At 49.7% G+C, this 21400-nt stretch carries 18 protein-coding genes; 3 read left to right on the top strand and 15 right to left on the bottom strand.

The annotated features are described in order from the left end of the window. Positions 1–4: 4 nt before the first annotated feature. The 13 genes from MJB10_RS12365 to MJB10_RS12305 form a co-directional block, all read right to left on the bottom strand. Positions 5–1753, bottom strand: coding sequence for a polysaccharide deacetylase family protein (locus tag MJB10_RS12365; RefSeq protein ID WP_314805247.1), 1749 nt, complete (start codon positions 1751–1753; stop codon positions 5–7). 31 nt (positions 1754–1784) lie between these two features. Then, positions 1785–2849 (bottom strand): LLM class flavin-dependent oxidoreductase, encoded by a 1065-nt coding sequence (locus tag MJB10_RS12360; protein ID WP_314805245.1) that lies wholly within the window; start codon positions 2847–2849, stop codon positions 1785–1787. 48 nt (positions 2850–2897) lie between these two features. Next, positions 2898–3821: a Gfo/Idh/MocA family protein gene (locus tag MJB10_RS12355; RefSeq protein WP_314805243.1), complete on the bottom strand. Its 924-nt coding sequence runs from the start codon at positions 3819–3821 to the stop codon at positions 2898–2900. Continuing rightward, positions 3806–5086 (bottom strand): DegT/DnrJ/EryC1/StrS family aminotransferase, encoded by a 1281-nt coding sequence (locus MJB10_RS12350; protein ID WP_314805241.1) that lies wholly within the window; start codon positions 5084–5086, stop codon positions 3806–3808. Before MJB10_RS12350 ends, MJB10_RS12355 begins: the two co-directional genes overlap by 16 nt. A gap of 22 nt (positions 5087–5108) precedes the next feature. Next, positions 5109–5972, bottom strand: a complete 864-nt coding sequence (locus MJB10_RS12345) for a carbohydrate ABC transporter permease (RefSeq protein ID WP_314805239.1) — start codon at positions 5970–5972, stop codon at positions 5109–5111. Positions 5973–5990: 18 nt separating this feature from the next. After that, positions 5991–6890 carry an ABC transporter permease gene (locus tag MJB10_RS12340; RefSeq protein WP_314805237.1) on the bottom strand — a complete coding sequence of 300 codons (900 nt, stop codon included), beginning with the start codon at positions 6888–6890 and terminating at the stop codon, positions 5991–5993. A 32-nt stretch (positions 6891–6922) separates the two neighbouring features. Next, positions 6923–8512, bottom strand: coding sequence for an extracellular solute-binding protein (locus tag MJB10_RS12335; protein WP_314805235.1), 1590 nt, complete (start codon positions 8510–8512; stop codon positions 6923–6925). A 64-nt stretch (positions 8513–8576) separates the two neighbouring features. Then, positions 8577–9614 carry an ROK family transcriptional regulator gene (locus tag MJB10_RS12330; protein ID WP_314805233.1) on the bottom strand — a complete coding sequence of 346 codons (1038 nt, stop codon included), beginning with the start codon at positions 9612–9614 and terminating at the stop codon, positions 8577–8579. Positions 9615–9811: 197 nt separating this feature from the next. After that, on the bottom strand, positions 9812–10612 hold the full coding sequence (locus MJB10_RS12325) for an AAC(3) family N-acetyltransferase (protein ID WP_314805232.1): 801 nt from the start codon (positions 10610–10612) through the stop codon (positions 9812–9814). 5 nt (positions 10613–10617) lie between these two features. Next, positions 10618–11007, bottom strand: coding sequence for a hypothetical protein (locus tag MJB10_RS12320; protein ID WP_314805230.1), 390 nt, complete (start codon positions 11005–11007; stop codon positions 10618–10620). Between the two features lie 29 nt (positions 11008–11036). After that, positions 11037–11999: a hypothetical protein gene (locus MJB10_RS12315; RefSeq protein WP_314805229.1), complete on the bottom strand. Its 963-nt coding sequence runs from the start codon at positions 11997–11999 to the stop codon at positions 11037–11039. Between the two features lie 58 nt (positions 12000–12057). Beyond that, a complete protein-coding gene (gene ggt, locus MJB10_RS12310; protein ID WP_314805228.1) occupies positions 12058–13659 on the bottom strand; it encodes a gamma-glutamyltransferase in 1602 nt (533 codons plus the stop codon). 165 nt (positions 13660–13824) lie between these two features. Then, entirely contained in the window at positions 13825–14730 is a 906-nt protein-coding gene (locus MJB10_RS12305; protein ID WP_314805227.1) for an NAD(P)-dependent oxidoreductase, read from the bottom strand. 1574 nt (positions 14731–16304) lie between these two features. Here MJB10_RS12305 and MJB10_RS26710 point away from each other — a divergent pair. After that, the gene (locus MJB10_RS26710; protein ID WP_397386628.1) at positions 16305–16412 is read left to right on the top strand and encodes an AraC family transcriptional regulator; all 108 of its coding nucleotides are present in this window, start codon (positions 16305–16307) and stop codon (positions 16410–16412) included. A 70-nt stretch (positions 16413–16482) separates the two neighbouring features. Here MJB10_RS26710 and MJB10_RS12300 read toward each other — a convergent pair whose 3' ends face one another. Next, positions 16483–17523 carry an SGNH/GDSL hydrolase family protein gene (locus MJB10_RS12300; protein ID WP_314805226.1) on the bottom strand — a complete coding sequence of 347 codons (1041 nt, stop codon included), beginning with the start codon at positions 17521–17523 and terminating at the stop codon, positions 16483–16485. Positions 17524–17631: 108 nt separating this feature from the next. Continuing rightward, positions 17632–18504, bottom strand: a complete 873-nt coding sequence (locus tag MJB10_RS12295; protein ID WP_314805225.1) for an AraC family transcriptional regulator — start codon at positions 18502–18504, stop codon at positions 17632–17634. A gap of 113 nt (positions 18505–18617) precedes the next feature. On the opposite strand from MJB10_RS12295, the gene MJB10_RS12290 reads away from it, so the two are divergent. After that, positions 18618–19466 (top strand): phytanoyl-CoA dioxygenase family protein, encoded by an 849-nt coding sequence (locus MJB10_RS12290; RefSeq protein ID WP_314805224.1) that lies wholly within the window; start codon positions 18618–18620, stop codon positions 19464–19466. Between the two features lie 258 nt (positions 19467–19724). Continuing rightward, entirely contained in the window at positions 19725–21380 is a 1656-nt protein-coding gene (locus MJB10_RS12285) for a family 14 glycosylhydrolase (protein WP_314805223.1), read from the top strand. The last annotated feature ends 20 nt before the right edge of the window (positions 21381–21400 follow it).

Raw genomic sequence — 21400 nt, 5'->3', positions numbered from 1 at the left:
TTTGTCAGCTGCGGCCTGGCACAGATCCCTTTCCAGAAATGATATACGAGCTTCGTTTACAGTCAACGCCGAATCGGAGCTCAGTCAGATGATCGTCAATGCTTTTACACTCTCCCTCGTCCAGCGGTTCCCAGACGACGAAGCGAGGTACCGTTGTACCCGAATCATCACCACGTAGTAAAACATCGCCGTTTGCATCTCGTCCAATAATAGTAAAGCTGCGGCGTAGCTGCAGCCATTCAACGATCGCTTTGCCAGTCCAAAAATCAAAGCCTTCTTCCTTGGCCGTCAGAACGAATCTGTGCAAGGAATTCCGCACAGCCGGATCGCTGTGAATGCGTCCTTGATGAAATAAAAAATGAGCGACGCCGTGGACTCTCGCAACCTGACGTAAAAGCGGTACAACAACGCTGAAATCGGTGAAAGAGCCAAGGTCCTGCGATAAAAATCCGATTTCTAGTACATTGTACAATCGATTTTGCTCATCCGACCACGCTATAGGGAAATAAGGATGACAGGTACCGAATAAAAAACCGACGGTTCCCCGCTTGCTCGGCCCCCGTGTTTGATCACTTGCAAGTCCGCAAGCTTCGCACCATCGATACAGTTCGCCCCAACCCTCGAAGCGCGTAAAATGATTTTTATTGCTTACCACAGCCCCATTGCCGACCGTTCGCACAAACCATTCGTGTTGACGCTGAAACGCCGCTTCTGACCAGCTTCCTCCTTCATTCTCATTGGCATTGAAATGGAGGGCTAACTCATGCCCCGCCTTCTGAATACCATCATACAGAGATACGCTGTACCCGGGCTTCATCATGCACCAGGTACTCGTAACCCCGCAATCTGCCAGCTCACGAAGAGTCGTGATCGCATCCTCATCGTGATTGCGGTCACTGTCATGAGAAATTAATGCGACCTGCCCAACGCCGTCAGGCCAGTACGCGATAAATGGAAGTGTCCGTCCGATGGAGAGAGCGCTTCGGAGTAAATGGCCAATGATCGACTCCTTCCACAAATCGGCGTATGGATAAGCAAAGTATGTCGCACCCGTCTCCGTTTGCACGCGATCGTGCTGCCAATCAAGCGTTATCGTATCCTCGGCTTTGAGCAATCCATCATCTAAACCTGCAGTGCCGTCCGCAGCCGGTGCGCCGTCCTCTAACAGAGGACTGAGACCTTGCTGCAGCCCGACAAGTGTATCGGCAACACGGACGGACCATCGCTCAATTCTGCCGCGATCAACCGGAATTTGCAGCAGCGTCGCTAAAGGCGTCTGACTAACACTTTGTCTACTGGGAGGAGATAAGTAAAGCTCACCAAAAGCCTGATGCGTCTTTGGAGAATCGTCTCTTAATGCCCACGGCTCGGCTGCCAGAAAACGTAATGGCCGATCTTCCGCATGCACAAACGGCATGCTGGCATACCCCGGCCCGATAGAGCCGCAGCGCCGAAAGCCGAGGCTCCGCGCAAGCCCATTCAAGCCACCATAGGAGATCACAATACCGCCACGTGCCGCAAACCGCATCAACGTGTCCAAATCATCTTGTTCCTCTCCAGGCAAAGCTGCGATTACAATATCAATTCCTTGCTCTAGCACTTGCCTCGTTTCATCCAGCCACTCAAACGGCAAGCCGGCATGCGCTAACATTTCGCCGACCCAGCGGTCGAAAACGTTCAAACCGTAGGCCCACCGGCGCATTGCTGCCCGCCGATCGAGCAAGATGGCGATTCGAGCTATTTTTCGGGTCAAATCGCCTCACCTCTCCCTCTCGTCATGACGTTCAGCCTATTGAAATCTCCGTTTGATCTCGAAAGAGTGGAAGCAACAGCTTGCTAACACGCTCCGCTTCTTCCAAGTGCGGAAAGCCAGAGATAATGAAATGACTAACTCCGGCATCGATGTACTCTTGCAGTCCTTCCTTCACCTGCTCGGGCGTGCCGACGACCGCGGTTCCGGCTCCTTTGCGCACACGCCCGATACCTGCCCATTTATACTTACCGAATCGATAATCACCTTGCAGGAGACGGCTCATTCGGCCTTGCGCCACCGAATCGGCTTGCTGGTAGTAGCGCGACATACGCGCTTCCACTTCCGGATCAATTTCCGATACGAGACTTTCGGCGAATTCCCAAGCTTCACGTTCCGTTTCTCTAACAATGACGTGTATCCGCACACCGAACTCCACCGTTCGACCCAAAGCGGCTGCTCGCTGTCTCACGTCCTCTATCTGGGCCTTCACTTCTTCAATCGGTTCGCCCCATTGTAAATAAACATTACCGAATTCAGCGGTAATCTGTTTAGCTGATTCCGAGGAACCACCGAAGTAGATGGGGATTTTTCCTTGCCGATTCGGTGGCACGAGGTTACCATCCTTAATCGCATAGTGCGATCCTTTATAATTGAAGCCTCGTTCTTCCCACAGCTTGTTTAAGACAGTCATAAAATCCCGGGCACGCTCATAACGCTCGTCATGTGAGACAAAATCTCCGTCTTGACCAAGCTCGTGCGGCGAGCCTCCAGCTACAATATTAATGTCAATTCTGCCACCGCTAAACTGATCTAGCGTAGCCGCCATTTTGGCCGACAACGATGGGGCAATGAAGCCGGGCCGGATGGCTATAAGAGGCCGGATCCGCTTCGTATGGTGCACAAGAGCTGATCCGACCATCCAGGAATCCAGAAACGGGGTGCCGACCGGCACAAGAATACCATCAAAACCTGCCTGCTCGGCCGTTTGAGCGACTCGAATCAAATAAGACAGATCGGGCTCCCGCTCCGGTTGTTTGAGACCAATATGAGCGCCGTCACCATTCGTTGGCGTAAACCAAGAAAATCGAATACTCATCTAGAGTACCTCCCTTTCAGTAGCTGTAAAGATTTCTAATGACGTACTTCACAGATAAACCGTTTTGCCGGTTAACCGGCTTTCGTTAACCGCTTCGATAAACCGAATCAACTCCAGCGTTTCTTCAGGCGCAATATCCGGTACTCCGCTTTGAAAAAATACAAGCAGCCGTTCTAGCAAAGTTGCATATTTAGACTTTTGCTCAACGGCTGTATCGAGCCATACGGTACCTCGCTGGCGATGCAGCAGCAGCCCGTGGTTGTTATTGGGCCCGCGGTTGCCGCGTAATTGAACGGTACGGCCATCCCCCCACACGCCAGTAACTACTTCTTGCCGCTGATCCGCCGTAGCTGTCACTTTCTTGCATCCCGTTCCAAGTGCCGCATACGCGGTTTCCACAATATGAATGCCATACCAGTACCAGTCCGGAAGTTCCGGCAGCAAATCAAGCGGGCCGTAGGCTTCGGCCCCTACGACTTCTCCGCCTTCAAGTGAAGCAAGCGCCTCAACTAGCGATGCGGCATAGCGGCGTACGGAGCTGCTCATCCAGGACAGCCCATAACGGGAAGCCACTTCCGCCATGCCCTGTGAGTCGCTCTGCGAGACAGCGAACGGCTTATCGACGAATGTCGGCTTGCCGAAAGGCGCGATGCGGCGGAACAGTTCTGGATGCGTTCGTCCGTCTACGGCTGTCAGGAGCAGGCCATCCACCTGCTCCGCTACCGCTTCCGGCGAGTCAAGCATTTCAATGCCGTATGCTGTACGCAGCTCCTGCTTGTATCCTTCGACACGGTTGGCGCTTACTTGAACATCAGGCGAACCGCCAGAAAAGGCGGCTACAATTCTTGCGCCAGGCACATAATGCGGGTGATCGGGATTCATGAGCAACTCGCTGAACAACTTGACATGCGATGTGTCTAACCCGATCAAGCCAAGACGAAGCACACTGGATGATTTTAAGCTTTCGTCCATTGGTCAACCCCCAGCCCTTCATAGACTTTGACAACGGCTTCTGCAATATCTTCAGCATCTCGTTCCGTCAGTGTCGGACTAATTGGGATGTGAACATAGCGGGACAGTAGATCCTCTGCAACCGGACACATCCCCGGTTTGTAAGCCACCGGATGACGGAACGGAAAATCAAACGGAAAATTATTCTTTTCCGCCGTGCGTTGATGGAGCAAAAACGGTGTCATATAGATGGGACGGCCCCCGTACATGCGGAAGCATGTGACGCCCTCGGCTTCGACAGCCTGCGCGAAACGCACCGCTGTTTCTGCATCTGGCAGAAACAGGCCGAGTACCGAGCCGGTATCTCCAGCGGGGTCAGGAGACTTTCGAAACCGCACCTGTGGCAGGCGTGCTTCGATTGCTCTACGGGCGGCCTGTTGTCTATGACGCATGACGGATATAATCGGGTCCAGCTTCTTCCATTGAGCGAGCAAAACAGCTCCGGTTAATTCGCTCATCCTGTAGTTCTGACCGGCGAACGCCTGCTGCTCGCCAGTTTCGAAGCCATAGCGCATTTTTTCCCGGAAGCTGCCTTGATCGTGGTAGCGCACGGCCCGCTCAAACAACCCAGCGTCGTGCGTAATGATAGCTCCGCCTTCACCGGCGGTAATGGTTTTTTGCATTTGGAAGCTAAAGGTTCCGATATGGCCGATCGAACCGGCAAATCTACCCTTGTACGTCGTTCCGAGTGATTGGGCCACGTCCTCGATCACGTAGATTCCTTTCTCTCGGGCAAACGCCATAATGCCATCCATATCACAGGGGGTCCCGTTGATGGGCACCGCGATAATCGCCTTAACCTCGTTATCATACACCCGCTCTAAATCATGGGGATCTAGATTCATAGATTCATCGATGTCGGCGTATACCGGGACCGCATTCGCGCAGATGACCGCGCCCGCTGTTGCTGTAAACGTATTCGCAGGCACAATGACTTTGTCTCCGTATCCAATGCCTAACGCCTTCAACGCAACGATGAGTGCAGCAGTGCCGGAAGTTACGCCCAGCGCATAAGGAACGTTCGCTTCTTGGGCGATCTGGTGTTCCAGACGCTCGACGCAGTGCTGCACATCATTGCCGTAATATCGGAATAAGGCTTTACTGTCAATGACCCGGTCGACTTCCTCTTTCTCCTCGCCGCCGATGACGAGCGCTCCGCGCAGCAATGGAGGCAAGGGTATACTGCGAACGGCCGTTCCTCCATGGATAGCTAATTTTGGGTTCATGCTGTCTTTCCTCCCCGCAAGTCTATTCTTTTAAGGATCCCACATAAGCGCCTTTGACGAAATATTTTTGCAAAAACGGATATACCGCAACAATAGGCAAAATAGCGACTATGATGACGCCTGCCTGAAGCGTTTCCGCAGAGTATGTCGTGTCAACATTGACGACCCATCCGGCCATATCCGCATTGACAATCATGCCACGCAAAACAATTTGAATCGGGTACAGCTCCTTCGAGCGAATAAAAATCAGCGCATAAAAATAAGAATTCCATTGTCCTACGGCATGAAATAAGCCGATTGTTGCAAAGACTGGCTTGGAAAGCGGAATTGCGAGCCTGTAGAAAATTCCGAATTCGCTGCAGCCGTCAATTGAACCGGCATCGAAAATTTCACTCGAGAGCCCTTGAAAAAATGTTTTCATAATGATGACATTGAAGGCACCCAACGCGGTAGGCAGCATAATGGACCACAACGTATTCAACATATGGAGCGAATTCACTGTCAAGAAATACGGAATTAGCGGCACCGAGAAAATAAATGTAATGACGATTCCTTTCATAATAAGCGGTTTGCCTGGCATACGGGGGCGAGATAATGCATAGGCAAGTGTAGATGTAAAAAATAACGAAATCAGCGTGCCTAAAACCGTGATATATACAGTTACACCTAGCGAGCGCCAAATTCGGGTTTCGCCCATGATCTTTTTGTAAGAATCCAGTGTAAATCCTTGAGGCAGCAGACCAATGTGTCCCGTTGTGGCATGATGTGAATCGCTTAACGATAACGCGATCACATGCAGCATCGGTACCAGCATAATGATGCCCATGACGATGAAGAACAGTGCTAGCCCCGCCTGAAACCAGCGTTCCGATCGGTAAATTGGCATGTGCTCAGCCTCCTTTTCTCAATAGATGCTCTCGCCTGTCGTTTTCTTGGCCAATCGGTTCAAACCGACGATCAAAATGAAGCCAACGACAGATTTGAACATCCCGATTGCCGTTGTGTAGCTATACTGGGCGTCCATCAAACCGACCCGATATACGTAAGTATCGATAACTTCGGCCACATTGCGCACTAACGGATTGGAGAACATCAGCACTTCCTCTGCTCCAGAGTCAAGCAAATGACCGATCCGCAGTAATAAAAGCACGATGATAGCCGGCATCAGCGCCGGTAAGGTCACATGCCGCATTCGCTGCCAGCGGTTGGCGCCGTCTACCATCGCCGCTTCGTATAAGTTTGGATTCACACCTGCAATAGCAGCCAAATAGATAATCGTTCCCCAGCCCGCTTCCTTCCATATGCCTGACGTGACAAGTATCGTCCGGAAATACGCGACCTGCTGCAGCCAGTAGGTGCGTTCCAGCCCAAAGAGCGAAAGCAAGTCATTCACCATTCCATCAAAGTGCAGCAATCGGATAAATATTCCACCGACGATGACCCATGATAAGAAATGCGGGAAATAAAGAACCGTCTGCACTGTTCGCTTAAACGTCGTATGAATAATCTCGTTGAGCAGCAGCGCTAGAAGAAGCGGAGCAGGGAAGGCGAACACCAGCCGGTAAAAGCTGAGAATGACCGTGTTTTTCAAGATGTTCGCGAAATCCGCATATTGAAACATCGTCACGAAATGGTCCAAGCCGACCCAAAGGCTGCCGGATATGCCCCGGAACATGTCATATTTCTGAAAAGCGATGACGTTCCCGAGCAGTGGTACATATTTAAAAATAATAAAGTGCAGCATCCCCGGCAGCGCGATGATGAACAGCGCGAGCGGAGCGTTCGATTGCAGTTTGCGCAGCATGTCAGTACTCCTCCCGCCGTCTGCGTCGGCCCTTATTTTTTCTTCGTTTTGTTATACCAGTCCGTCGCTTCCTTGATGGCGTCGTCGCCACCGCGTTTTTTCCAGTCGGACACAAATTTATCGAAAGCGGTGTCCGTGTTTTCTTTTCCAGATACGACTTTGGCGAACATATCTAGGAACAGTGATCCGGCATCAATGCCTAACTCCGGCTTCGTTTTAATCGACTCCAGGGCCGGCATGTTAAGCGCCTGATTGTCCCCCAGATTCGTTTCGGTATATCCTATTGCGCGTTGTAGCGCAGCTTTATCCACGGTTCCGGTTTTCTCGACGACAGCTAAATCCATACGGGCATCCCAAGACGGGTTCATCATCGTTTGATAAAACACTTTGTCGTCCTTGTTTTCAGGACCGAATGCGTTCCATTCAATTTTTCCGTCTTTTTTTGCAAAGTTTTGACCTTCGATCCCAAAATCGAAGAATTCCGTTTTCTTCGCGTCATCCGAATAGATCCAATTCATATACTCGACGAACCGTTCCGGATTTTTCGATTTGGCGTTAATCATAAATACTTTCGCGACGCCAAGACCTCGGTCGCCGATATTAATTTTCCCTTGCGCGTTTTTCGGACCTGGCAGAAAGTCGACCTTCGCTGATTTGCCGGCGAATTTCTCAGTTGTATAATCGGCAACGTTACGCAGATCGTACGTCCAAAGCGCCGCCTTATCGGACAAGATCAGCTTAGACCAGTCGGCCGCATTGATCGTTGCGAAATCTTTGTTGATGTACCCTTTGTCATACAACTGTTTATAAAAGGCGATCGCTTGCTTCATTTCCGGTCGGATAATGTCCGGGATGAATTTCCCGTCCGTGAAGGTCCAGCTGCCTGGATTTGCACCGAAATAACCGAAGAATGAATCGCCAAAGTTGATTCCGCCACGCAGTGGATAGCCGATTTCATCGGCTTGGCCGTTGCCGTTCGGGTCTTTCGTTTTAACCGCTTCGAAATAGGCGAGATAGTCTTCCAGTGTCTCAGGCGGTTTCAAACCGAGCTTATCCAACCAGTCTTTGCGGTAGTAAAGCCCTTTGGGATTGAGCGGGGTCAGCAGCTTCGGAATCGCGTAAATTTTACCGTCACGGCTGATGCTCGGATTATCCCAAACATATTGCGGCACCTTTTTCTTAATATTTTGGCCGTATTTGTCTAGCAGTTCGTTTAGGGGTAAAAACGCACCGTTCTCCACTGCAGTCGGATGACCTTTGTCGGTAATTGACGTAGAGGAGATGACTTCCGTCAAATCGTTCGATGCGAATCGGACCGATAACAACTGTGAGTAGGTTGCAGCATCCAGATACTGCCAGTTAACCGTTGTCGGCTTGCCGCTGAATTCGCTGAACAGCCGTGACGCTTCCTTAAAATACTTGTCATCCGGTTTGACTTGTTTGGCATATGGATTTCCGCCGTCATTCGATAATATTGTAAAACTCGCAGGCTGTGCGGGTTTGCTGGTGGCTGCTGCCTGACCTTGAGCTGGTTCGTTATTTGAGGATGTGCATGCGGTCAATACGCTTGTCATTAGGGCAGCGGCCGTGACGCCGGTCCATATGCGTTGATTTGCTTTCATTGGTATCTCTCCCTTGATTAGACTGAATAATAAGGCTGAATACTAAGACTTTTCCTGTGATTCGTTAATAAATTTTGACGTTTTGCCGGATAGCGTCGACGGCGGCATATATACTGCCAATTAATTCCGCGTCCACCCCGAACCGGGCCGTTTCCAATTGCGGAGCCCGCCCGTTGATCCGCTTCAATATAGTGTTGATCCGATCTATCGCACCTCCCCGGCCAATGAGCAGTTCGCCACCGATGAAAAGCCGATCTGGAGCAAACAGACAAACGATATTAGCCAAGCAACAAGCGATTTTATAATCGAGATCCTCGCCCTGACGCTCATTCATCCAGCGTTCGAAATAGCCGCCTTCCTGGCTATAGCCGCTCGCGAGCTGCCGTTCTGCGCTAACCAGCATATCGCCGATTTCACCTGCAGCGAATTGGCTGCCCCGGTACACTCGGCCGTCGATCCACATGCCTAGGCCGATCAGATTGTCGATGCGGACAAAAGCCAAACTGCTGCCGCTTGCGGCAGAGAGGGCGTAAGCTTCACCATATACGCCCATATAAACATCATTATCAATCAAGATGGGCACGCGGTATTGTCGCTGCAGCGCCGCTTTCAATCCCGTCCCTACCAGAAAGGGGAAATTTCTTGAACTGACGATGCGCCCTGTTCTTGCATCTGTGATCCCGGCGACCGCTACACTGACGGCCGCGACGGTGGAATGGGTTATGCCCGCCGAATGGAGCAACTCACTCGAAGCGTTGATGAGCACATCCATCATTTCCTGAAACGTCCCCGGCGTTGCAAGCTCTTGCCGCACAAGCACGTTGCCGAGATTATCGACAATCGCTAATTTGACAGAAGGATAAGACAAATGAATGCCGATCAGATGCATATTCCGATTGAGCTGCAGCAGGATCGGCCGCTTGCCCCCCTTCGATTGTCCTTCCCCAATTTCCACAATGACACGTCTGTTCACGAGCTCCCCAACCAGCTTGGAAATCGTCGGCCGGCTAATCTGCAGCGCTTTAGCGATGTCAGCCCGAGAAATCGGGCCTTCCTGTCGGACAAGATCCAGAATCATCGTCTCATTGATCTTTTTAAGCAAAGCAGGTTTGCCCGTTAAAATAAGTTGCCACCCCTTTCGGCATTCGATTGTTAGCTTTACTATCAAAGTTGGCGTAAAACAAAAAAAAGACACAACAAGGGATGTCGTGTCTCTGGTTTACCAGTCAACTCTTTCGTATTTTTCCTATTGGAATAGTATGTTATGAATCTTAGCACCGCAATTTGATTTCGTCAACCCTAGTTTTTCTTTTTTTCTTGATGAAGAATTGCTCTGGATCTGCTGCAGCGGTAACAATTCGAATCTGTGCAAAGCAAGGCGTTTTTGTCTTTCTGAAGCAAGTCAAGGGTGACATCGATTACGGCTTGCCCTGGCATCCACTGCGCTAGCGCTTTGCCGATGAGCCCGTCTTTTATTGACCCTCTTTGGCGAAGTGGAGCCTCCACGGTACCGAATGCCCTGCTGCAGCCCGGATGTTCGTCAAGGTAAACTTCCAGCTGCCCTCTCCCTTGGCCTGCAATTTGAATTGGATTCGGCCAATTCGGGGTAAAAGGAACGTGTAGGAAAGGCAGTCTGGCATAGGATTCACCCACATGAATGGTAGAATTGGACGTATGCCCTACCCCGATTAGCAGAACGCCCCCCCCTTCTTTCGCCGCTCGATCCAACGGGCTATCGATGCCAAGACCTGGCACTTGATGATGGCCCTCGCAGATGCGAGCTGCCTCCTTCCCGCTAGCTGCAACCGAGTGGGTGGGATGCAGCGAACGTACCGAGGGGCTGCGTTTGCGGAAAACTTCCGTTAATGCACCGGTCAGGCTCTTTGATTTATCAGGATCAAAGCCAGGATTGTCATAAGTAAAAGTAGGCATGATTAGCAGCCCGTCTTTACCTAAATATGCTAGTAAGGCATCCAGCACCGTATCCGCCCCGCCATCAACTGGCCCCAAACTACGCAGAGAACTGTGGACGACAATCGGTTTTCCCTGCTGGATTCCTATCCGTCTAAACGATTCAATGAGTGCTTGTTGAGTCAGCATGCGATTTACCTGCTTTCCGCGTTTCCATTTTCTGCATGCTTGACGTCCGTATACGTAGCGTGAATCGCAAGCTTACCTGTAATACCTGTTAAATCAATCGTTTCTGTGTTTGGATCGAATTGCAAGTAAGGCTTTCCGTTCACTTCTACGCCGGTTAACCGGTTGCCTTCGGGAACCCGCAGCCGCAGCTGCAAGCTGTTGATCGGCAATCGATCTGGCAGCTGGAGATCGGCATTCACTTGTTTGTGCTTGATTTCAGAGCGGATTGTATAGCTAACCGGCCCAAACAGAGTCGGGGAGGATTGTACCTTGATTTGCTTACCGTCCTCTAACCAATCTCTCGGTGTGGAGAACGCGAGATTTAAGCTTTGCGGATCTCCTTGATCATTTGTCACTTCATGAATCAGAATGCTTCTAAGCAGCTTTAGAAAGAAGCCATTGTTTGCGCTGTTGGGTGACAGGTACATACCTCGGTAGTATTCACCTGGCAACCAGCCGTTTTCGTAGGTTGGCGGCGTGCAGGGAGAGTAACCAGTCGCACAATATGAATCGTGTTTTGATCTTTTTTCTTTACATCCAGCGTATAATCGAGCTCATTCTGATTGAAAACGGCGCCAGGGCTAAAATAAAGGTGAGTGCGGCCCTGATCGTCGACCAGTCGATTGCCTTCCGGATGCAAATTGCAGTTCTCGCACACCTGGACCCGAACATGCGTGGACGACTCCTTCGACTTACCGCGATCTGCTGTTATTTCCACAAAGCTAGCTATATAATCTGTACCTGGCAGTAAGGTCGCTAAGGACTCTTGTTGGTACTCGATCGAGTTAGCATCTTTATAATGAAGCTCGAGCACAGGTAAATAATTGTTATACAACTCAGGCGTATCGAGATTTGCCAGGCACGACCCAAATTGTTCTTGACCGCCGGTTCCTACAAAAATCCGCGTGCTCAGCCCGCCAAATTTATTGGAGATGATCTGGCTACCGTCCGCAACGGTTAAAGCGACATCGCCGGGAAGCGTCGACTGCTTTGGCTGTCCGAAGGGTATGTAATACACACCTGTATCCGTTTGAAATCCACCTTGAGCGGCTGGCGCTATTGAATACATAATTGGCGACAGAAAATCCTTAACGCCATTATATGTCGGTCCTCCCGGCGCCTCTAACTGTTGCTGTCCATACACGTCTTGTGCGGTTGTCAACGCTCCGGCAATACGGCTCTTATATGCATCATTTAGACTCGGGAGGCTTATGCCCTCCGGGCAGCCGACGGAACTCGGCCGAAGGCCGAAAGCATAAGGTTCCGCCGCATATGCTGGTAAAACGGTTACCAAACTTATGCAGAAGAGAACTACATAAATAAGTGCAAAACGGCGTATTGTTCTCATTGCTTAGAATCATCCTCTCTAAGTTATTAGGGTGTGAGCCTGGAATAGCTGCTTATGCTTACTCCGATACGACCTTACCCAACGTGCGTGGATCGCTCTCACCTTGCGCCCAGCCCGTTTCCTGATTGAAGGCAATGCCCTGCAGGGTTCCGATCGCCGGCTTGATCAGCACCTCATGCCCTAATTCGGTTAAGGCTTGGGTAATTTGTTCATCACCATCCTCAATCCAGACTGGCTCCATCGTCTCCACATGGAAGCGCGCTGCCGCTAATGCTTGCGATAAACTGTACCCGAGATCAATGACATGGGTTAGTACTGTATAAATCGTGTTCAGGATTGTACGCCCACCAGCAGCACCGAGCGCAAGCGATGGACGGCCGTTATGGAGAGCTAGCAGCGGCGCCATGTTGTGGAGCGGCTGTTTATGCGGAGCGACGGAATTAGGCCAGCCAGGACGGGGATCGAATCTGCACATCCCGTGACCAAGCACGATCCCTGTGCCAGGAACAGCCAGCAGAGAGCCGAAACCAGCGCCATGAGTAGTTGTCAGCGACACGACATTTCCTTTGGCATCCGCTGTAGCGAAATGGATCGTACCGGTTCCCGGATCAGGCGCAATGATCCTTCCCTTCTGGGGATTCTGCAGCGCTACCGCAACTTCTTGACGCAGCTGCTCGATCAGCGTATCGCCAAGCTCTTGTTCGGTCAGCGTTTCCGCTGTCGGGAGATCGCCGTACTTGGTAAGCCGTTCGCGGAATACCACCTTGGCGACTTCAATGAGTAGATGAAGCAGCCGTGCTCCGCCGCCTGTAGCCGCTACATCGAAGCCTTCAAGCACTCGCAGCGCTTGGAGAACGGTTAGACCGCCTGCAGAAAGCGGTGGTGTGTAGATGTCATGTCCCCGATATTGGATATGAATCGGCTTAACGATGCGCGCTTGATAAGCAGCCAAGTCCTCCAAGGTCAACAGCCCACCATGCCCTTGTACTGTCTCAACGATTTGCTGTGCGATCTTTCCTTCATAGAAGGCTGTTGATCCGCCTTCGGCGATAAGCTCGAGCGTGTCCGCCAGTTCGGAATTCGTAAGAATTTCTCCCTCCAGAGGAGGTCTACCATTAATCGTATGAAGACGATAAACCTCGGGAAACGCATGTGCGTTTGCAGCGAGCGTGCCAGCAATGGACGCGGCTAGAGCCTTACAGACCGGGAAGCCCTCGCGAGCTGCGCGAATTGCCGGTTGCAGGACGGTGCGAAGCGGCAACGTACCGAACTCTCGCTGTGCCAGCACGAGTCCAGCTACGGTACCAGGCACATCCACGGCTAGAGCTCCATGCGCGTTCACCTTCTCCGGTACCCGGAACCCGCCATCATCATGATGCTCAACGGGAAATAGATCCTCACGGGCGGAGCCTGGCGCTCGGCTGTTGTAATCAATGGCCAGCACCTCTTTCCTATCGGCTAAATAAAATACAATTGCACCAGCATAGCCCGCGACTCCGCAATTATCGGGCGTAACTACTGTATGCATAAAAGCCGCAGCTACAGCCGCATCGATGGCGTTCCCGCCGGCCTTCAGGATCTCCATTCCTGCATCGGCGGTAAGGGGATTCGGTGTGGCAACAACTCCATAGGATTGTTGCTGTAGAGTTGACCTTGTCATTCTAGAAATCACTCCTTCTTTTTAACTTAGTTAGATTTACTACCAAAGTCGGCACAAAAAAAAGACATCGCAGCCCGCTCGTCAAATGCAGGTTTCGTGTCTCCGGTGTTCCGGTCAACCAATTATTCAGTTGGATTTCTGCTCAGTCCCTACCCAGAAAGCGTCTTACGCGTTCAGAACCGGCACTTGGTTGTACTGATATACTTTATAAAGTGCATGTGTGCCGCTATTTTCTTCACCTATCTCAGCAAGCTGTTCGTATAAAGCCCGCGCGAGCGACAATCCTGGCAGCTTCAATCCCAACTCTTTCGAGGAATCCAAAGCGATTTGCATATCTTTAATAAAATGTTTGACATAAAATCCTGGCGCATAATCCTCTTGGATGATCCTTGGAGCGAGATTGCTCAGCGTCCAGCTGCCGGCCGCGCCAAATTCGATGCTGCGAAGCACAGTAGCTGGATCCAGCCCAGACGCTTCTGCGTATTTTATCGATTCGCATACGCCAACCATTTTGGCAGCGATGGCGATTTGATTACACATCTTGGTATATTGTCCGGATCCGGAAGGTCCTTGATGAACAATTGTCGTGCCAATCACTTCCAGTACAGGGACTGCATTCTCAAAAGCTTCCTCGCTGCCTCCAACCATGATGGACAGTCGAGCTTCTCTCGCTCCGATATCCCCTCCGGATACAGGAGCATCCAGAAATTGAAGCTCACGCTCTAGTGCTTTGCGTTCAATTTCCTTAGCTAGAGCTGGAATTGAGGTTGTCAGATCAATGAGTAGGCTGCCGGGTCGGACGTGATGGATAACTCCGTGCTCACCCAGATACACATCCTCAACGTCTTTCGGATAGCCTACCATTGTCAAAATCACATCGGCTGCTTGCGCTAACGAAGCTGGTGAATCATGCCAGATGGCTCCCTGTTGAATAAGCGATTCAGCTTTCGCTTTTGTTCGACTGTAGACATGAAGCGAAAACCCATTTTTGAGTAAATGACCAGCCATACTCAGTCCCATTACCCCCGTACCTATAAAACCAATTACCGAGTTGTCTATGGTTCGTTTCAATTAAACTGCTCCTTTCCCTTTCTTTCGATCAACCAGAAGCAAAACAAAAAAAGGCCCTTCAAATCCTTTAACGCAGGATGTGAGGACCTTCAGTGAACTGATCGGCATCGTTTTTTTTCATATCTCTCTTAGTTTATTCGTACTAATCCTACTTGTCAACACGGAAATTATAATTCAATTGCCTTGCTTGGCTATCCTTAACTCATCAAACTTACTAATCCTTCTAAGGAATGGCGGTACTCAGTCGGAGAAAACTTGTAATACTTCTTAAAAACTTTAGCAAATGAGCATATTCATAGCCGAACGCATAGGCAACCTCATACACCTTATTGTTCCGATCACTCAAAAGCTCGATCGACTTGTTCATTCATAATTTGACTATATACTGTGTGTAACTAATGCTAGCATTGGGCTTCAGTTATGGGCTCAAGGACTTACTTGAAGCACTGTTGGATGATGCGGTCGAGGATGCATGGGGCGCCAAGCGGTCTCATTTTACCGTTATCTTTTTCGATAAGCTTCCGTCTGACATTCTTGGGACAATAATTTTTCAGTCTGTTTTGGATTTCACTCACTGATTGGTTAGTCCATCTGTACCTGGTGACTTTGATCCTTTATTGGACTTTATCGTAAGGTAGCTAACAAGATGTTGTCTCTGGATGTGACGATTTCATAGAGACGCGAAAATATCTCATTGTTAGCTGATCTTTCTTTGCAACGTCCCTTACTTTCCAAGTACTTACAGCCTAGCTATCTTTTCGAACTTAGGTGCGCCCTCTAGCCTGTGAGATGATCCGCCATAGTTCGGCATAGCGTATTTCATAGAGAAAAGTCTTACTTTACGCCTCTCCACCCCATCGTTTGACGGTACATACGTTTCTGCATGCTCTAACTTTAGACCTTACATTCGAAGTTCGTCATGCCGCTTCATTGCGAAAATTCTCACCATATCCAGTTTTTCAGCCGCGCGACATATCCGTTGGCATACCTTTTTTATTCGAATAGCTACAGCCTTCGCTCTGTCGAATCTACCTGTACTTCACACTGATGTTCTGTTAAACATGACGCGTGCAGGAGTATTGGCGGGATGATCAGGATATATGGTTCCGTCATTCTCATCCTCGGTTGAAAAGTTAAGATTACTGATGTAATCTCCTGCTTTTCGCAGGAATACATTGAACAAACGGGCTCCGACCCATTCCGTTAGAAAGACCGACCTCCACCCCTTAGATAGATATGACGAAAGATTGTAAGGGAAATGACCCGTTGAGACATGGGAGTGAAAATCGCTAAGGGCACCGGGGAGAATACGTGCAGCATTTGGAATGAATTGGGTGATTCAAACTCACCTCTGTTCCCGCATGCCTTTTTAACGAAACATTCTAATATTATCTCGGTAACCTTTATTCATCTTCGAAATCTAAAGGATGAAATCCTGCGAATAGACGAGCTTGCGTGAGAGAATTAGATTTTACCGAGGGAGTTTAACACTGCCGCGTGAGTCTAATACTTTTTCCTCAGTCTACATCTTTTTTCCCTAGTCTTTATTTTCTTTCGACAGAAAGAGCGATAATATTGCTGATCAAATCGGCTATATGTCACCCAGCTATTTCACCAAACATTTTCATGCTTATACAGGACATACACCTATGCAGTTCAGACAGCTGCAAGAAAATAAATAAACCAGTCGCCGATTTACATATGAAAAGGGTATGTCCTCTGTTTCCAGAGAAAACATACCCTAATTTTCATTTATTTTAACCGGGCTAGCAGCGGCTCCATAAACTTGGCGAGATTATACCCAATTTCAATCATGCCGTGATCTCCTGGGTGCAGGATGTCACTGGATAAACCTTTCATGGATTGAAGCAAATCCCGACCATCTACATAGTGCACATTGCGTCCCTTATGTGCTTCAACTCCAGCAATTCTTTTCAGAGCCGTGCGGTATTCATCTGGGGTCGAAACTGGATTACGCTCCGGCCAGCGGTAGTTCAGGTCCAGAAAAGACGGAAATATCCCAATGCAGACAATGGGTTTGGTAGGATGCGCGGAGGCAATAGACTGGACCATATTGCCAGCAGCCAGCTCAAAATCTTCCACTGAGACGCCCTGGTTCAGCATATTGACAGATGCGCAAATCGAGGCGATGTCCCAATCCTGTAAGGAAGCCATGTACTCCGCCAAGGCGGGCTCACAATAGGCAGTCCCCGCCATGCCGAGATTCATGACATCCGCCCCGATGCGCCACCCTGTCTGACGAACATAGGTCAAATCCGGCTGGGTAGCCGATTCGCCCTGTGTAATGGAAGTCCCATAGGCGAGATAACGAAGTGCAGGCAATTCTTCCGGCTTCGGCGGCCTGACAGAGACTCCATCCACATCGAGCAAATGCAGTTCGCCTCCCCCGCTTACTAGACGCATCACTTTCGGATCAAACCTTAGCGACAACTTCGTCACAGGAAAGTCAGGACTCTGCAAAAATGCAGGAGTAGGCGGAGTCAGTTCTATGGTAACCGGTTCTTTACCGACCGTGTAGCTGCGCACGGCAAAATCTCCACAGTGATAGTACACACGTGTTGGCCCGCTGTAGCTCACCAGTGTCACCTTGACCGGATTCCAATCACTGACGAATCGTATCTCACAGCCTGCCGCTTCACGGCATTTCATTTGCGTAGCCTCCCGCGTACGAATCCGAACATCTTCGGGAACCCGTTGCAGAAGCACGCCCTCTCTACCCGGCACTCGTATGGCTTCAGCTACATTATGCAATTCGACTTGCCCATAAATCATCGAAGCTCCCCCTAAAGTAACATGATTAAGCCCTGCTTACTGAGCCTCCAACATGGAAGGTTCGGATATACTATACTTAATCAGACTTCGGAAGTCTACCCTTCGTATCTATATTCCTGACCTTCTTCCCCCCACCCACTTTTCCTGACGCCACTGCGTTGGTGTTCTCAGCTTTCTGCGTTTGAAGCTGGTAGCAAAATGCTGACTTGTCGCAAATCCGAGCTCCATCGCGATCTCAGTAATTCTAAAGTTCGTTGTCTCTAGCAGACGGCAGGCTTCCTCTATACGTAAATTATTCATATAGTCCCATGGTGTAAATCCGGTGTGCTCCTGAAAAACTCGGAAGAAATGAGCTTCACTCAGACCCATATGCCGCACCATCTCCGGAACGGACAACGGTTCATGCAGACTGTGGGCCATACGACAGCAGAGCTCGTCGATAAGATCAGCTGTCACCGATGTGTCATCGTTCACATGGTCTCTGCTACGAATCAAAAGCAATATTAGCTCCAGGACGGCGGTGCATGTCTTCATCCGAGTGAGCGGGCCTCCTTGCTCTATCGCTTGACGCATGCGACGAAAGATGACCCCTGCCTCCGAACCTACGTTAATCACTCTGGGCAACGCCCACATCTCATTAATGAAGGAGGCTATTTCCGACTCGTCTGGCTGGAGCCACCATCTCGTAGGGTAATGGAGTGCTGGAGCCTCCAGGATGAGCCACCAGAACCGACTAGGCTCGATAATGTCATATCGTCCCTTATGTATCTCATCAGGCTTGGTAATGAATACCTCCCCAGCTCCTGTCCCGTAGACTTGCTCCTCTACTTGCCAGGCTGCTCTTCCCCGCTCCATCCAGACGAATTCAAAGGCACCCTCATGACTATGCTCCTTGAGTCTGATCGCTTCGGTAAGGTCATCATATCCGACTAACTTAATCTCTGGAAGGACGTCGCCTCCCCTATACGTCCAACGGTTCATTTGTTCTCCTTTCTGTTTTTTTGTTTCAAATTCTATCACTTAGTGAAATGGACGTCAAAGACTGTGCTTTGAGATAAGCTACATGTAGATCAAAATAAGGAGGAAATGAGTAGATGTCCATCATTACTACGACCATGACGAACGATGATCTTCACTTTTATCGGGACAAGGGCTATTGGATCTCCCCTAAGCTGTTAACCGACGAACAGATTATCGCATTACGCCAAGCCCATGACCGAGTGTGGTCAAATGAATATGATAGCCATGGCTATCCTGTTGGAGGATCCTGGAGTCCTTCCAAGGATCCGTTGAAAATTAGAAAGAAGGACAATGGGTGGCTTGTCAATGAAACGATACGCCAGGTCGTGACTAGCAAGGAACTCGGGAGGATAGCTGCTTTCCTCATGGAATGTGACGGTGTGCGATTATGGCATGATCAAGTCATTCTGAAGCCTGGGGCCGGTGAACAAGAGACTGCCTTAGGTAATGTCGGCTGGCACCAAGACTACGGCTATTGGCAATGTGCCAGCACCACCAATATGGTAACTGTATGGATCGCACTACAAGATACGGATTTGACGAATGGCGGAATGAAAACGATTGAAGAATCTCATCATTGGGGGTTAATTCCTGATAGTAACACCTTCTTCGATCAGGATATGGATGCCTTGAAAAACAAATATGCAAGTAACGAGCACCGTTGGTCCGAGGTACCCACGATTCTTAAGGCAGGGCATGCGAGCTTCCACCATTCCCTTACCTTCCATGGATCAGGCCCTAATCTGACCAATCAGGACCGATTGTCTATCGTCGCACATCTGATGCCTGACGGAACCTGCTATCGCTCGGGAATCCAGTGGCATCCGAATATACCTTTGCTGGGACCTTGGCCTGCCGAAGGCCAACCGTTCGATGGACCAAATTTTCCACTGTTATACAGCAAGCATCGGGACGATCTATAACAGTTATATGAACCCGTCAAACCACATTGTTTTTTCTGTTCCAAGGCAAAGAGCAGCAACCAAATGGGTTGCTGCCTTTTGAATTTTTTGTAGAGCAAAAATTAGACAATATATTCCACCATTCATAACAATAATTTCCATCGTCACTAGATGGGTTGATTTCTTATAATCGTTTTAGTAAACGTTTTCAAATTTGTGCAAACGTTTGCTTTGAAGAAAAAGGTTCGAATTCCCCAAATCTTAAGGAGGTATTAGTTCATGTTTCAAGTTATGCGATCATGTGTTAACCGAATTCGTAAGTATGCAGCTGCACCGCTCACTGTTATTCTTGCAGCTTCCATCGTCTTACCGGCAACTCAAGCCGATGCATCCAGCATCCGCAGTGATTACAAAGCTTATGTGATGGCTCCGCTTACCAAGATAACGGATTGGAATGCATTCCGCAACCAACTGACGACACTTAAGAATAACAATGTTTATGCCCTCACAACCGACGTCTGGTGGGGTGATGTTGAGAATGGCGGCGACAACGTATTTGACTGGTCGTACTACAAAACTTATGCCGATACGGTGCGCGCTTCGGGGCTGAAGTGGATTCCGATTATCTCCACGCATCAATGCGGAGGCAACGTCGGTGATGATTGCAATATTAAACTTCCTTCCTGGCTATGGAACAAGGGCACGCAAGATCAGATGACGATGCGCAGTGAAACCGGCTATTACAATAACGAAACATTGTCTCCTTGGTGGACAGGCACATCGACGCAATATGATGAGCTCTTTGCCTCGTTTGCATCGAATTTCAGCTCTTACAAAGATATTATCTCCAAAATCTACCTCTCTGGAGGCCCTGCGGGTGAGCTGCGTTTCCCATCCTATAATGCGGCGGACGGCTGGAGCTACCCAGGGCGTGGCAAGCTGCAAGCGTACACGGATACGGCAAAGCAAGATTTCCGGAATAGCATGCAATCTAAATACGGCACCATCTCAGCTCTCAACAGCGCTTGGGGAACGAGCCTAACTGCTTTCTCTCAAGTAAATCCGCCAAGCGATGGGGATAATTTTTTCATCAACGGCGTAAAATCCACGTATGGTAAGGACTTCATGAATTGGTATCAAGGTGTGTTGGTGAAACATCTGAGCGCCATTGCTTCTAAAGCTCACAGCCGTTTCGATTCCGTATTCGGTGTTCCAATCGGTGCAAAGGTGGCCGGAATTCATTGGCTGATGAACAACCCTTCCATGCCGCATGGGGCTGAATATGGGGCAGGATACTACAACTATAGCACGCTCTTAGACCAGTTTAAGACATCAAATCTAGATTTGACTTTTACCTGTTTGGAAATGACCGACAGCCAAGCTAATACAAGCCCTTACTATTCCGCCCCTAAATCGTTAGTCATTCAAGTAGCGAACCTGGCGAACCAGAAGGGTATTCGCATCAATGGAGAGAATGCATTGCCGATCACCGACGGAAGCGGCTATCAAAATGTGGCAGAAATGCTGTTCAACTACAATTTCGGCGGTTTCACCCTCCTTCGCATGGCAAACCTCGTCAATGCCGATGGCTCAAAGACCAGCATGTTGGATTATTACCGGGATGCGATTGCAATGACTCCGATTCAAGTCACGTTTATTGTGAAGAACGCGCCTACTGCAACGGGGGACAACGTATATATTTCGGGAAGCCGTTGGGAAATGAGCAACTGGACAACTGGCCTTTATCCGCTCAAGCTGACGTACAGCAGCTCCACGGCAGATTGGCGAGGTACAGCTTACATCGGAGCTTCCCGCTATTATGAATTCAAAGCAATCATTAAGGATAGCGGAGGCAATCTTAAAAGCTGGGAGCCTGGAGCCAACAATACATGGACGACGCCTACAGCAGGAACGAGCTATACCATTACTTGGTGATTTCATGCAACTGCAAGAGC

It is taken from the genome of Paenibacillus sp. MBLB1832 (assembly GCF_032271945.1).
Taxonomy (GTDB): Bacteria; Bacillota; Bacilli; order Paenibacillales; family NBRC-103111; genus Paenibacillus_E; species Paenibacillus_E roseopurpureus.
The sequence above is the reverse complement of the archived record's forward strand: the minus strand, read 5'-3'. Positions and strand labels throughout refer to the sequence as shown.